The organism is Rhodococcus sp. JG-3 (assembly GCF_000482405.1).
Classification (GTDB): Bacteria; Actinomycetota; Actinomycetes; order Mycobacteriales; family Mycobacteriaceae; genus Rhodococcoides; species Rhodococcoides fascians.
The window spans coordinates 2,583,525-2,596,574 of record NZ_KI519398.1 but is presented as its reverse complement, the minus strand read 5'-3'; the positions used below and the strand labels follow the sequence as shown (position 1 = coordinate 2,596,574).

14 protein-coding genes are annotated in these 13,050 nt (G+C 66.5%); 8 read left to right on the top strand and 6 right to left on the bottom strand.

What is annotated here, in order from left to right:
- Nucleotides 1–37: 37 nt before the first annotated feature.
- Entirely contained in the window at nucleotides 38–1,441 is a 1,404-nt protein-coding gene (locus K414_RS0113690) for an NAD(P)H-quinone dehydrogenase (protein ID WP_027496441.1), read from the bottom strand.
- A 181-nt stretch (nucleotides 1,442–1,622) separates the two neighbouring features.
- Between K414_RS0113690 and K414_RS0113685 the strand changes: the two genes are divergently transcribed.
- Nucleotides 1,623–2,087 carry a gamma-glutamylcyclotransferase gene (locus K414_RS0113685; RefSeq protein WP_027496440.1) on the top strand — a complete coding sequence of 155 codons (465 nt, stop codon included), beginning with the start codon at nucleotides 1,623–1,625 and terminating at the stop codon, nucleotides 2,085–2,087.
- 37 nt (nucleotides 2,088–2,124) lie between these two features.
- Here K414_RS0113685 and K414_RS0113680 read toward each other — a convergent pair whose 3' ends face one another.
- From K414_RS0113680 to K414_RS0113670, 3 genes are all read right to left on the bottom strand, one after another.
- Nucleotides 2,125–3,288, bottom strand: coding sequence for a M20 family metallopeptidase (locus tag K414_RS0113680; protein ID WP_027496439.1), 1,164 nt, complete (start codon nucleotides 3,286–3,288; stop codon nucleotides 2,125–2,127).
- A gap of 86 nt (nucleotides 3,289–3,374) precedes the next feature.
- Nucleotides 3,375–4,538 carry a M20 family metallopeptidase gene (locus tag K414_RS0113675; protein ID WP_027496438.1) on the bottom strand — a complete coding sequence of 388 codons (1,164 nt, stop codon included), beginning with the start codon at nucleotides 4,536–4,538 and terminating at the stop codon, nucleotides 3,375–3,377.
- Nucleotides 4,539–4,655: 117 nt separating this feature from the next.
- The gene (locus K414_RS0113670) at nucleotides 4,656–5,360 is read right to left on the bottom strand and encodes an enoyl-CoA hydratase-related protein (RefSeq protein ID WP_027496437.1); all 705 of its coding nucleotides are present in this window, start codon (nucleotides 5,358–5,360) and stop codon (nucleotides 4,656–4,658) included.
- Between the two features lie 85 nt (nucleotides 5,361–5,445).
- On the opposite strand from K414_RS0113670, the gene K414_RS0113665 reads away from it, so the two are divergent.
- Together K414_RS0113665 and K414_RS0113660 are read left to right on the top strand one after the other, a co-directional pair.
- Entirely contained in the window at nucleotides 5,446–6,273 is an 828-nt protein-coding gene (locus tag K414_RS0113665) for a purine-nucleoside phosphorylase (protein WP_048319886.1), read from the top strand.
- Nucleotides 6,270–7,871 (top strand): phospho-sugar mutase, encoded by a 1,602-nt coding sequence (locus tag K414_RS0113660; RefSeq protein ID WP_027496435.1) that lies wholly within the window; start codon nucleotides 6,270–6,272, stop codon nucleotides 7,869–7,871. The genes K414_RS0113665 and K414_RS0113660 overlap by 4 nt, the downstream gene beginning before the upstream one ends.
- Before the next feature lies 1 nt (nucleotide 7,872).
- On the opposite strand, the gene K414_RS28250 is transcribed toward K414_RS0113660, so the two are convergent.
- Together K414_RS28250 and upp are read right to left on the bottom strand one after the other, a co-directional pair.
- A complete protein-coding gene (locus K414_RS28250) occupies nucleotides 7,873–8,763 on the bottom strand; it encodes a DUF2797 domain-containing protein (RefSeq protein ID WP_237606183.1) in 891 nt (296 codons plus the stop codon).
- Between the two features lie 32 nt (nucleotides 8,764–8,795).
- A complete protein-coding gene (upp, locus tag K414_RS0113650) occupies nucleotides 8,796–9,419 on the bottom strand; it encodes a uracil phosphoribosyltransferase (protein WP_027496434.1) in 624 nt (207 codons plus the stop codon).
- Nucleotides 9,420–9,596: 177 nt separating this feature from the next.
- On the opposite strand from upp, the gene K414_RS0113645 reads away from it, so the two are divergent.
- The 5 genes from K414_RS0113645 to K414_RS0113625 are packed head-to-tail and all read left to right on the top strand — an operon-like array spanning nucleotide 9,597 to nucleotide 13,045.
- A complete protein-coding gene (locus K414_RS0113645) occupies nucleotides 9,597–9,929 on the top strand; it encodes a type VII secretion target (protein WP_027496433.1) in 333 nt (110 codons plus the stop codon).
- 6 nt (nucleotides 9,930–9,935) lie between these two features.
- Entirely contained in the window at nucleotides 9,936–11,057 is a 1,122-nt protein-coding gene (locus tag K414_RS0113640; RefSeq protein WP_027496432.1) for a C40 family peptidase, read from the top strand.
- A 42-nt stretch (nucleotides 11,058–11,099) separates the two neighbouring features.
- Nucleotides 11,100–11,438, top strand: coding sequence for a hypothetical protein (locus tag K414_RS0113635; RefSeq protein ID WP_027496431.1), 339 nt, complete (start codon nucleotides 11,100–11,102; stop codon nucleotides 11,436–11,438).
- Nucleotides 11,435–11,749: a YbaB/EbfC family nucleoid-associated protein gene (locus tag K414_RS29400; RefSeq protein ID WP_051365109.1), complete on the top strand. Its 315-nt coding sequence runs from the start codon at nucleotides 11,435–11,437 to the stop codon at nucleotides 11,747–11,749. The genes K414_RS0113635 and K414_RS29400 overlap by 4 nt, the downstream gene beginning before the upstream one ends.
- Nucleotides 11,750–11,764: 15 nt before the next feature.
- A complete protein-coding gene (locus K414_RS0113625) occupies nucleotides 11,765–13,045 on the top strand; it encodes a hypothetical protein (RefSeq protein ID WP_027496430.1) in 1,281 nt (426 codons plus the stop codon).
- Nucleotides 13,046–13,050: the final 5 nt, after the last annotated feature.

Genomic DNA, 13,050 nt, shown 5'->3' with positions numbered 1-13,050 from the left:
CGTCCGGAATATGAAACGCACTTCTCACATTGTGAAATCAGTCCAGGTCGTCGTGCGCCATCAACTGACGCGCGGCCTCGATGACCGAACCCGACAGCGACGGATAGACCGAGAACGTGTTGGCGAGGTCGTTCACCGACAGATTGTTCTGCACGGCCATCGCGATCGGAAGAATCAACTCCGATGCGCTCGGAGCAACCACCACGCCACCGATGACCACACCGGTGGCGGGGCGACAGAAAATCTTGACGAAACCACGCTTGAGACCACTCATCTTCGCTCGCGGGTTGGTCGTCAACGGCAACATCACCGTGCGTGCCGGTACGTCGCCTGCATCGATCGCGGACTGTGCGACGCCGACCGATGCGATCTCGGGCCGCGTGAACACCGCCGACGCCACGGTCTTGAGCTTGATGGGACTGACGGCCTGGCCCAGGGCGTGGTACATCGCGATGCGTCCCTGCATCGCGGCCACCGACGCCAACGGCAGCAGACCCGTGCAGTCACCCGCCGCGTAGATGCCCGCGACCGCGGTACGAGACACGCGGTCGACACGCAGGTATCCACCCTTGTCGAGTTCGATGCCCACCTTTTCGAGTCCGAGACCGGAGGTGTTTGGAACGGAACCGACGGTCATCAGCGCGTGGCTGCCCTCGACGGTGCGCCCGTCGGACAGCGTGACGACGATGCCGTCGTCGGTGCGGACGACCGAGTCTGCGCGGGCATGCTTGACGAGGGTGACGCCGCGTTCGTTGAACGCGTCTTCGAGCACCAGGGCGGCGTCCTCGTCCTCGTGCGGGAGGACGCGATCGCGGCTCGATACCGCGGTGACCTTGACGCCCATCTCGGTGTAGGCCGAGACGAACTCGGCACCGGTCACACCGGATCCCACGACGACGAGGTGTTCGGGTAGTGCTTCGAGGTCGTACAACTGACGCCAGTTGAGAATGCGTTCGCCGTCCGGCTCGGCACCCTTGACGACGCGGGGGCGCGCTCCGGTGGCGACGAGGACGACATCGGCGTCGAGAATTCGCTCCTCGCCGTCGGCCAACACCGCCTTGATCTGGTGCGAGGCCAATCCGACGTGCGTGTCGATCATCTCGGCGCGACCGGCCAGTATTTCGACGCCCACCGAGGTAACCCGGTGCGCGATGTCGGTGGACTGCGCCTGCGCGAGGCTCTTCACTCGCGAATGAATCTGGGGCAGCGCGACGGCTGCCTGTGATGGGTCGAGTGAGATTCCGAGGTCGCTCGCGCGACGCATCTCGGTGCGAATGCCGGTCGAGGCGATGAACGTCTTCGACGGCACGCAGTCCCACAGAACGCACGCACCACCGATGCCGTCGGAATCGACGAGCGTCACCTGTCCGCCGTGCTGCGCCGCCACCAATGCTGCTTCGTACCCTGCCGGACCACCACCGATGATCACAATCCGGGTCATTGATCCTCTTCTCGCGTGCTGAAATCTTTGTACTGTGTCACGTCAACGGTATTGCAGTGTCCGGTTCCGCGCGTCGGTAAGGCTAGCTTCACTCCACCCGCCGCTCGGCGTACCTGCGACGACGCACCGAAACACCACCACGGGGCGTCAACGGGCGGCGATACGGTTTAGGCTGGCCGACGTGCCAATTTATGCCGCCTACGGATCGAACATGCATCCGGAGCAGATGTTGCAGCGTTGCCCCCACTCACCGCTGTCGGGAACCGGGTGGCTGCACGGGTGGCGCTTGACCTTCGGCGGTGGCGACATCGGCTGGGAGGGCGCGCTCGCCACGATCGTCGAGGACCCGGACTCACAGGTCTTCGTGGTGCTCTACGACGTCTCCGATGAGGACGAGGAGAGCCTGGATCGGTGGGAGGGCTCGGAGCTCGGCATCCACCGCAAGATCCGGCTGCGCATCGAGACCGGAGGCGAGCCGGTCCTGGCGTGGCTCTACGTTCTCGACGCCTACGAGGGTGGCCTACCGTCGGCACGCTACCTCGGGGTCATGGCCGAGGCCGCCGAAATTGCCGGTGCCCCAGCCGAATACGTGCGCGACCTACGCACCAGGAACAGCCGCAACGTAGGACCGGGCACCACGTCGTAGAAGTTCGCGGTCAGCGGCGACGACAACCGCCCGACCGCTAGTTCGGGTCCAATGCGATTCCGGTCATCACTTTCACACCCACGGCCAAGGCTCGCTCGTCGAGGTCGAATGTCGGCTGATGGATGTCGAGTTGCGGACCGGTCCCCGACCACACGCCCAGTCGGGCCATCGCTCCCGGCACGTTCTCCAGGTACCACGAGAAGTCCTCGCCGCCACCGGACTGCGCCGTGTCGGCCAATGCTGTCGGGCCGACTCGGCCGATGGCCTTCTCGAAGGTGGCCGTGGACGCCGGATCGTTCACCACAGGCGGTACGCCGCGACGGTAGTGCAGCTCGAAGCGCACCCCGGTCGGTGCCAGCAGACCGGTGACGATCTCGGAAACGAGCGGCTCGAGCAGCGCCCACGTTTCGTGGTCGCCGGTCCGTACTGTTCCGGTGAGCATGCCGGTCTGCGGAATGGCGTTGGGGGCCTGCCCCGCCACGACCGCGCCCCAGACCATCACTGTGCTGGTTCGCGGATCGATTCGTCTGCTCAACATGCCGGGCAGCCCGGTGATGACGGTGCCCAACGCGTAGACCAGATCGGTCGTCAGATGGGGCCTCGACGTGTGCCCGCCCGGCGAGTCCAGACGCAATTCGACGGTGTCGGCGGCGGAGGTGATGGCCCCGACACGCACTCCCACCTGCCCCACCTCGAGCCGAGGATCGCAGTGCAACGCGAAAATCTTCGACACCCCATCGAGCGCTCCCGCGGCAACAGCGTCGAGTGCACCGCCCGGCATGACCTCTTCGGCAGGCTGGAAGATCAGCCGAACCCCGTACTGCAGGTCCGGCAGCGACGCCAGCGCTAGTCCGGTCGCCAGCAACACCGTGGTGTGGGCATCGTGCCCGCACGCGTGGGATACGCCGGGAACCGTCGACGTGTACGGCGCACCGGTGATCTCCTGCAGCGGCAGCGCGTCCATGTCCGCGCGCAGCGCGACGCGCGGGCCGTCGGGACCGATATCGCAGATCAAGCCCGTACCGCCGGGCAGAGGTTTGGGTGACAGGCCTGCCGCCGACAGCTGCTCCATGACGAACGCCGTCGTAGCGAATTCACGACGGGCCAGTTCCGGATGGGCGTGAATGTGCCGACGCCACAGGGACAGATCTTCTGTGTGAGCCTGGATCCACCGATCGATCGCGGCTTCACGTGAACTCATCCGAACTTCTGCCTCTTCGCCTGCGCTCATCCGAACTTCTGCCTCTTCGCCTGCGCTCATCCGAACTTCTGCCTCTTCGCCTGCGCTCATCGCTGCACCGCGGATCGAGCGTTCACACCGTCGAGCAGACGCGCCCGGGTCTGTGGATCGGCTGCGGCACAAGCGGCCGTTCCGGCGAGGGCGAGAGCACCGTCGAGCAGTGCACGATCGGCGGACTCGGTGACACACGCGGCGGCGAACTCCGGTTGATGCGTCACCGCCCCTCCGGCATCGAGGCCGACGACGGGGTGGATTCCGGGTAGAACATTCGTCACGTTTCCCATGTCAGTGCTGCCCAACGGGCGAAATCCTTCCAAATCCGGTGCCAAGGGCGACCGTCCCAATGATTCGATTTCCTGACGAAATGCCGCCACCAGCCACGAATCCGGGGTCAGGGCCGCGTACGTCGGCGACACCGTGCGGATTTCGTGTGTGCATCCGGTGGCAATGGCACCCGCCTCGAAACAGGCGAACGTCTTCTTCGTCAGCGCCTCGAGTGACTCGGTGCTGTTCGCGCGAAGATAGTAGAGCAGCTCGGCATGTCCGGGCACGATGTTCGGCGCGACGCCGCCGTCGCTGACGATGCCGTGCAGTTGCTGGCCGGGCGAGAGGTGCTGGCGAATGAGCCCGAGCGCCACCTGCGCGACGGTGACGGCATCGCCCGCGTTGATTCCCCACTCGGGGGCGGCCGACGCATGGGCCGCACGGCCGGTGAATTTGACGGCAACGTCGGCCAATGCCAGCGACGTCGCGCCCACGATGTCGAACGGGCCCGGATGCACCATCAGTGCGGCACCGATGTCGTCGAAGACGCCGCGCTCGAGCATCAGGACCTTGCCACCGCCCGTTTCCTCGGCAGGGGTGCCGAGCACTCGGACCGTGATGCCGAGCGCATCGGCCACCGGCGCGAGCGCCAGGGCGGCACCCACCGCGGACGCGGCGATGATGTTGTGTCCGCAGGCATGACCGATCTCGGGCAACGCGTCGTACTCCGCGCAGATTCCGATCACGAGTTCGCCGCTACCCACCGACGCGGTGAATGCGGTGTCGATGCCGGCGACCCCGGATTCGATCTCGAAATGGTGGGCGCGGAGCGTGTCGAGGACCTTCGCAACGCTGCGGTATTCCTCGAACGCCAGTTCCGGTTCTGCGTGAATCGAGTGCGACAGCGCAACCACTTCGTCGGTTGCGTGAGCGAGCGCGCGGCCGATCTCCTCGCCCACGGCGGCACTGTTCGGTTCGTCGATCACGAGAGACAGTGTGTCACTAGCGCGGCGGCGTGTCGGAACGGCTGTGCCGACTCCGAGCCCGAACAGTGCCGGACGGGGCTAGTTGCCGAAGCTGAAGTTGCTGTCGTCCGTCGGCGTCGTCAGCGCAGCGAGCAGGTCCACGTGCATCCGCCTCTTGATGCCGGCCAGGTTCGCTCCCCGGGTGCTGGTCAGCGCCGCCGCCTTGGCAACGGCGTCGGAGACCACCGATTCCTCGGACGCGGTGGCCTCGACGATTCCTGCGGCCACCGCATCGGCCCCGCCGTAACGACGGCCGGTCAGCATCGCCTCGACGGCGGTCTGCTTGGGCAGCCTGGAATTGATCAGGGCAGACATGCCGACGGTGAACGGCATGTTGAGGTTGACCTCCGGCAGGCAGTAGAAGCCTCGGTCTGCGCGCTGGATGCGGAAATCCTGCGATGTCGCGAACATCGCGCCGGCACCGAACGCATGGCCCTGCACCGCTGCGACCGTGGGCATCGGGAACGCCAGCAGCCGCGTGTAGAGCGTGTGCACGCGGTCGAGGTACCAGGTGATCCGGTCCAGGTTCGCGAACAGCCAATCGGTATCGAGTCCGTTGCTGTAGAACTTGCCTGCCGAGGTGGTGACCAGCGCGGCCGGACCGGTCGATGCCTCGACCTCGTCGAGCAGTGCATGGACGGCATCTATCCAGTCGGGGTGGAACCTGTTCTCTGGATTGCCCGCGCCCTCCTGGGCACCGAGGAACAAGATGTGGACATCACCGTCGCGTTCGAGATAAGGCATGCAGCGGATACTACTCGGCGGTAACTTCCCGGTCGCACCGTCTCGGTTCCACATCCATCGCAGCGATCTCATACTGTTGTTCATCGTGGCAACTTCCGACGCACGAGCAACCGATCCCGTGACCGATCCCGATGCGGCGGCGCGCACCGCCGCCGATGCTCTCGCTGCAGCGACCGGCATCGACACCCATACCGTCGCCATCGTCCTCGGCTCCGGCTGGCAGGCGGCCGCAGATGTCTTCGGCTCCCCCACCGCGACCGTGCGCATGGCCGATCTCCCCGGCTTCGCGCCGCCGTCCGCGTCGGGCCACTCCGGCACGATCACCTCGGTGGACGTGGGCGGAACCCACACTCTGTTACTTCAGGGCCGTACGCACGCCTACGAGGGTCACGACCTCCGACGCGTCGTGCACCCGGTGCGCACCGCGATCGCGGCAGGCGCGACGACCGTCGTCCTCACCAACGCCGCCGGCGGCATCCGTGAAGGCATGAGCGTCGGCCAACCGGTTCTGATTTCCGATCACCTCAACCTGACCGCCCGTTCGCCGCTCGTCGGCGCCGAATTCGTCGATCTCGTCGGTGCCTACTCACCCGAACTCCGCGCTCTCGCGGCCGAGATCGATCCGTCTCTCGAGGACGGCGTCTACGCGGGACTGCCGGGCCCTCACTACGAGACGCCTGCCGAAATCAAGATGCTGCGCACGTTCGGTGCAGATCTGGTGGGCATGTCGACGGTGCACGAGACGATCGCCGCCCGTGCAAAGGGTGCTCGTGTGCTGGGAATTTCGTTGGTCACCAACCTCGCTGCCGGCATGACCGGAGAACACCTCGATCACTCCGAAGTGCTCGCTGCGGGCAAGGATTCGGCAGCTCGGATGGGCGCTCTTCTGCACGAGTTGGTCACCCGACTGTGATCGAGGATCTCACCGAGCGTGTGCAACGCTGGATCGCGGGAGATCCCGATCCGGCGAGCCGCGACGAACTCGACGGCCTCTCCGATTCCGAACTCGCGGACCGATTCAGCGGTCCGTTGACCTTCGGCACCGCCGGCCTCCGAGGGCCGGTGCGCGCCGGCCCGAACGGCATGAACGTCGCCGTGGTCGTGCGAGCGACCGCCGGTATCGCAGCGTGGCTGCTCGGGCAGGGCCTCGGCGGATCCACCGTCGTGGTGGGCCGTGACGCGCGCACCGGTTCGGAACAGTTCGCCTTCGCAGCGGCGGAAACGTTGGCCGCGCAAGGATTTTCGGTGGTCCTTCTGCCTCGACCACTCCCCACGCCCGTTGTCGCCTTCGCCGTACGGGCGCTCGATGCCGAGCTGGGGGTGCAGATCACCGCATCGCACAACCCCGCCGCCGACAACGGGTACAAGGTGTACCTGCGGGGCGGGTCGCAGTTGGTTCCGCCGAGCGATGCCCAGATCGAGGCGCTCATCGACGCCAGCGCAGATGCAGTCGACGTGCCTCGCACAGCCGTCGAGCCCAGCGGCTCGGACATCGCGTCGCGCTACCTCGATTCGGTTGTGAGACTGCCCCGTTCGAGATCACGCGATGTTCGTATCGCCCTGACCGCACTGCACGGCGTCGGCGGAGAACTCGCCGTGGCGGCACTGCGCGGCGCTGGGTTCCGCGACATCCGGGTGGTCGAGGAGCAGTTCGAGCCCGATCCGTCCTTCCCGACGGTGACCTTCCCCAACCCGGAAGAGCCGGGTGCTGCGGACGCGGTTCTCGCGCTGGCGGCCGAGACCGACGCCGACCTCGCCGTGGCACTCGACCCCGATGCCGATCGCTGCGCAGTCGGAGTCCGAGACGCTCACGGTTGGCGGATGCTGACCGGGGACGAAACCGGCGCTCTGCTGGCCGACTACCTGCTGCGTGACGCGCCGCCCGGCTCACTGGTGGCCAACACCATCGTGTCCTCGCAGCTGCTCTCGGCACTGGCACCGGCCCGCGGCGCGCGCTATGCCCGCACACTGACCGGTTTCAAATGGCTCGTGCGCGCCGGAGACGGCCTCGTGTACGCCTACGAAGAAGCGATCGGTCACTGCGTAGATCCGAATGTGGTGCGAGACAAGGACGGGATCTCTGCCGCCGTCGTACTGGCGGACCTCGCGGCAGCGCTGAAGCAGGACGGACGCACGCTACTCGACGTACTCGACGACCTCGCCGTCGAATTCGGAGTCCACAGCGGTGCGCAGGTGTCGCGCCGAGTGCAGGATCTCACCGACATCGGGGACATGATGCGCCGGTTACACAGCACGCCGCCGACGGAGCTGGCGGGACGCACGGTGACCGTCATGGACTACGCCGACCGGGACGACGAGTTGCGCACCGACGCAGTCGAAATCGCGGGATCCGGACTCCGGGTCATCGTGCGACCGTCCGGGACCGAACCCAAGCTCAAGGCGTACCTCGAGGTCGTCGAGCCCGTCTCGGACCGGCAGGATCTGGCAAGGGCGAGAGCGACGGCGTACGAACTCCTGGCCCAGCTCTCCGCGTTCGCAAAAGAGCTGTAACTCAGAACAGTGCCGACTGCACCGCAGGCAGATCGGACGAGAAGGCACCGAGTTCGATGCGCCGACCCTTCAATGCCGCCAGATCCGCGACGTAGGTCTGCTCGTCGACCGAGGCGATCACCGCCTGCCCGACGCATGTCCTGATCTGCAGTCCATGAGAGCCGGTTGCGACATCGGCGGGGTAGGCAACCCGAGTATCGTTTTCGCTCAATGTTTCCCGCCCCGCAGGCGGAGTCCACCGCTCCGCGATCGGCCGACATCCGCCGATCGCGGCGTCGGTCAACAGCTGACGGACCTGCTCCGCACGCGCGGCAGTGCCTGCCTCCAACCGGTCGAGATCGAGTGGCACGCACAGCGATGCTGCCTTCGTCGCCGACCGTACGGCCTGCCGTAGTCCGAGCCTTTCGGTCACCAGGTCCTCGGCGACACGCACGGCCTTGCCGTCGTCCGCGTACGCGACGTACTGCGCACAGATAGCCCCCTGCTCGGCCAGCCGACCCCATTTGCGAGTCTGCGCGGCTGTCCCGATCTTGAATGTGCCGTTGGCAAATGCCGCCAGGTAGAGCCAATGCGGTGCCATGACATGCTTTTCCAGATCGCGGGAGACGAATCCGCTGCGGTGCACGGTATGAACGAAACGAAACACGTCCTTGTCCGCGCACCGTGCGCACTGGCTCGACCCGACGGCCGGCTCTCGGCCCGGGCACGGAACGTACCGCGGTGGCCCGTCCGCAGTGAATGCCGTTCGGCCCGTGCAGTATCGGTCTGCCGAACCGCCGAGAGCGCGGTAGCTCAGTGTGTTACCCACCAGCTCCTGGAACTCGACCTGCTCGGTCTCGATATCGAGCAGGCGCAACCGCGGGGTGTCGGGCCCGGCGGAGGGCCAGGACACCCCGAGCGCGAGCAGGGTTGCACCGGAGCGAATCAGCGGGGTCCGAACTGACGGTCGCCCGCGTCGCCGAGGCCCGGGACGATGAAGGCATTGTCGTTGAGTCCGTCGTCGATGCTCGCGGCAACGAGTCGCACCGGGAGTCCCGACGCTTCGAGCGCTGCGACACCTTCGGGGGCGGCCACGACGCAGATGGCAGTGACATCGGTTGCGCCGCGTCCGACGAGCAGCTCGATCGTGTGCACCATCGATCCGCCGGTCGCCAGCATGGGGTCGAGCACGTAGACCGGAGTCTGGGACAGGTCGTCGGGCAGGGACTCCATGTAGGGCACCGGCTGATGCGTCTGCTCGTCCCTGGCCATCCCGACGAACCCGACGCGAGACTGTGGAATCAGACCGCTCGCCTTCTCCACCATACCGAGACCGGCACGCAGTACGGGCACGAGCAGCGGCGGACGAGCCAACCGGGTGCCCTGGGTGACTGCGACGGGAGTACGTACCTCGAACGTGTCGATGTCGGCGTCCCTGGTGGCCTCGTACACCAGCATGTGGGTGAGCTGGCGGAGCGCAGTTCGGAACGTGGCGTTGTCGCTCCGCTCGTCCCGCATGGTGGTGAGCAGGGCGGCGGCCAGTGGGTGGTCGACCACGTGTGTATCCATGTCTCACAGGATAAGGCCCAGCACCATGAGGCCCCACACGATGAGCCCCACCGGAGGAGATCGCCGAGACGCACGGCGAACGGCAAGTCGTGGGAACCGATGTGCCCGCACACGCGTCGAACCAGTTGGGCGTCGCATTCGGCGACTGCGCGAACGCACGCGATTTCAGGGGGACTCATGGACGAACTCGTCGTCGAGACCGAGGGGCTGCTCGCCTACGGCGCAGCGGCGTCGACCATGGCCGAGCAGATCGCGGCGGCCGGTGCTGCCGCCGCTTCCTGTGGGCCCGCCGTGTTGGCACCGGTGTTCGGCGTGATCGGGCAGGAATTTCTGGCCACGGTGACCGGAACCCATCTGGCCCATACCGATGCGGTCGTTCGCCTGGCGGGAGCGGTGGCAAGCCTCGGTTCCGCGGCCGCCGATGCTGCGGTGTCGTACGCCCGCACCGACGACGCAACCGGGGCGGGCGTCACGGCCCACTCTGCCGGTCGCGCACCGGACGCTCGGTAAGCGGCGATGATCGATCTACTCTCTCGCCCCATCGTCGAGCTGCTCGGTGCCTTCGGCGGCGGTACCGTTCCCTCCGGAGGCCCCGCGGATGTGTTGCGACTGTCGTCGGCTGCGATCGAGGCCGCCCAGGGAATCGGCCGCATCGCGATCACCGAACTTGGTTCGAACTGGAACGGCGACGCCGCGGACGCAGCACTTCGGTACGCCGAGAACGCTCATGCGAGTGCTCTGGCCCTTGCCGATCACGCGGACGACATCGCCGCCGTCGTCGATCGGGCATGTCGGGATACCGAGCAGGGTTTCGTCGAACTACAGGCAATAGTGCAGTCGTTCGTGGGCATCGCCCTCTCCGCAGGACCGATCGTCGCCACCCCGATGGGGCAGACGATGCTGATCTCGGCCGCGATCGAGCACCTCGAGCGCGCTCTGGCGGTGGTCGCGCGTGTGCGCGCCGAACTGGCCGTGCACGCTGCGACAGCCGGCGAGCTGGCCTCCCCACCCGCGGTTCCCCCACCCGTCGACTCCGGCCCCGCAGCGGTGCCGGGCTCGCCCTCGAACCTGATGACCTCACCCGCAACGGCGCAGGTCATCGAGACCGGGGAGAAGCTGGCGAAGACGTTCGCGCAGTCGCTCTCACAAACCGGCGGCACGCCGGACTCCCCCGGAGCCGGTGGAGCACAGCACTTCTTGAGCAATTCGGCGATGGATTCGCCCCGCGCCGGGGACGCGGACCGAGGAGTAGAGGTGCGATTGCCCGACGGGAGCACCGTCACCGCCCCCAACGCCGAAGCCGCAGGTGCCGTTCGCAGCGCGTTGACGCAGCAGGGCGTCCCCTACGCCTGGGGCGGTACGACGCCGGGCACCGGACTGGACTGCAGTGGGTTGACCCAATGGGCGTACGCACAGCAGGGCGTCGACATCCCCCGGCTGGCGCAGGAACAGGACATCGGCTCGTCGGTCGCGGCCGGTGACGTACAGCCCGGCGATCTCGCGGTGTGGGACGGCCACGTAGCGATGGTCATCGGCAACGGCCAGCTCGTCGAGGCGGGAGACCCGGTGCAGGTAGGACCGATCAGAACGACCAACAGCGACATGGCATTCAAGGGCTTTTACCGCCCGACCCAGTAACGGTCGGACCGAACGAGAGGCAGACCGAATGAGAGGAAGTCAATGACGAACGCGAACACCACCGTCGTCAGCGCGGTATCGGCAACTCGATCCGGCTCGGTATCCGTTCGCGCCACCGAGCATGGAGTGCCGATCGCAATCGCTATCGACGAACGTGAACTACGTTACGGGGGAACAGCATTGGCGTCGACGATCCTGGATCGATGCACGCGGGCGACCACAGCCGCTCGGGCACAGCGCCGAATCCGGTTGGCCGAGGACGGGGTTCCCGCCGACATCCTCGATCGCCTGGGTCTGCCGACCGACGCCCGAGTGGCCGCCGACGCGAACGACGATCTGGCCCAGGATCCGGCACCCACGAGTTGGTTGCGACCGGTATGACCCACTCTCACCCCACCGATCTCGACACCGTGATCGACAAAGCCCGACACCGGCTCGACGGATTGCGTGAGACACAGGAGCGCGTCGACCACATCAGGATTCGAGTGGCCTCGCCCAACGGGCTCGTGAGCGTCGTCGCGGACGGTACCGGGGCCATGGTCGGCCTCGATCTCGCGGAGGATCTCGGATCGGTGACTGCCCGCGAACTCGCGTCGACCATCGTTCTCACAGCCGCCGAGGCGGCGTCCGCAGCGTTGGACCAGCGCGAGACCATCCTGCAAAGTCTGCAGGATTCGTTCACAGACTCCTGAGATAGGCTTCGCGCCATGGCTGGAGACATCATCCCGATCGAACTCGGTCTGACCGCCGGTGACTTCTCGACACTGTGGGCACCGGAGTGGCGAGAAGGCGACGACGAATGGGAGGCATTCCTCGGACACGAGGAAGATCTCTACGGATTCGCCACGGTTGCCGAGCTCGCCGCATTCGTCCGATCCGACGACGACAACGACCTCGTCGACCACCCGTCGTGGCCGGTGGTGTCCGCTCTCGCGGCCTACGAACTCGAGCCCGACGAGCTGCATCGGTTCGACCTCGTCGCAGTGCCCGAGCTGGTGGCTGCAGACCCCGAAGCCGACGTTCTCGCCGAACTGCAGGCCACCTTCGACATCGTCTCGTCCATCGGTGATGTCTGCGAACTACGGCCCGTCACAAGCTTTTTCGGAACCAATCCGTTCGTCGGAGCGGTGGCCGGTGGCGTCGAGAACTTTCTCGGCCGTGAAGGTGCCGAGCTGTGGGACCGCATCGGCGCAGCAGTGGCGAAGCATTGGGACGAAGTCCTCGACGCAGTCGATTCCATCGTGACCTCCCCCGACGTCGACAGCGCCGCCGTCGCCGTCGCCGAGGCGGAGATCACCGCGGCTGCGGAGAACGCCGTCGATGCAGACGACGCAACGGACGACATCGACGACGACACCGAGGACGACGAGTCCGACCACGACGCAGAGAGCGACGAGGACGACGTCGACCGAGATCCCATCGCCGCTGCCGCGGCGGAGGAGACGTTCTGGACCACCGTCGGTATCGATCCCATTCGCATCATCACGTCCGACGACACGCTGTACACCCTGCGGTGCTACCTCGGCGACAAGCCCGTCTTCCTCGGCCGCGGTGGAGCCATCAGCGTGTTCGGGTCCGAGCGGTCGCTGGCTCGCTATCTCGCCGACGATCACGATCACGATCTGGCGCAGGTCAGCACCTACTCCGATGTTCAGACCGCCGCGATCGACGGCTCCCTGGACATCACGATCACCGACGACAACGTCTACGTCTTGCCCGGACTCGCCGACGACCTTGCCGACGGGCCCACCGCAGTGGACGTCGACCAGCTCGATCTTGCCGTCGAATTGTTCACCGATGCAGCCGATTTCGCCGGCGACAGCTCGGTGGACGAGGCCCTCGCCACGTCCACACCGTTGGGCTGGTACGTCTCGTACACCCTCGAGCCCAGTCCCGATCGGCTGGCCCCGAGCGCACCGTTCGACGTCGAGGCCGAGGCCTGGCGAGCCCTCGAGCGAGAGTTCGAGAGCCGTCTCCGCAAGAAGTAGGGCGT

Bases quoted from the DNA above. Each gene is read 5' to 3' on its own strand.
- K414_RS0113670 (WP_027496437.1), bottom strand. From the start codon at position 5,360: ATGCCTTATCTCGAACGCGACGGTGATGTCCACATCTTGTTCCTCGGT.
- K414_RS0113640 (WP_027496432.1), top strand. From the start codon at position 9,936: ATGATCGATCTACTCTCTCGCCCCATCGTCGAGCTGCTCGGTGCCTTC.
- K414_RS0113680 (WP_027496439.1), bottom strand. From the start codon at position 3,288: ATGAGTTCACGTGAAGCCGCGATCGATCGGTGGATCCAGGCTCACACA.
- K414_RS0113690 (WP_027496441.1), bottom strand. From the start codon at position 1,441: ATGACCCGGATTGTGATCATCGGTGGTGGTCCGGCAGGGTACGAAGCA.
- K414_RS0113635 (WP_027496431.1), top strand. From the start codon at position 11,100: ATGACGAACGCGAACACCACCGTCGTCAGCGCGGTATCGGCAACTCGA.
- K414_RS0113645 (WP_027496433.1), top strand. From the start codon at position 9,597: ATGGACGAACTCGTCGTCGAGACCGAGGGGCTGCTCGCCTACGGCGCA.
- K414_RS0113625 (WP_027496430.1), top strand. From the start codon at position 11,765: ATGGCTGGAGACATCATCCCGATCGAACTCGGTCTGACCGCCGGTGAC.
- upp (WP_027496434.1), bottom strand. From the start codon at position 9,419: ATGGATACACACGTGGTCGACCACCCACTGGCCGCCGCCCTGCTCACC.
- K414_RS29400 (WP_051365109.1), top strand. From the start codon at position 11,435: ATGACCCACTCTCACCCCACCGATCTCGACACCGTGATCGACAAAGCC.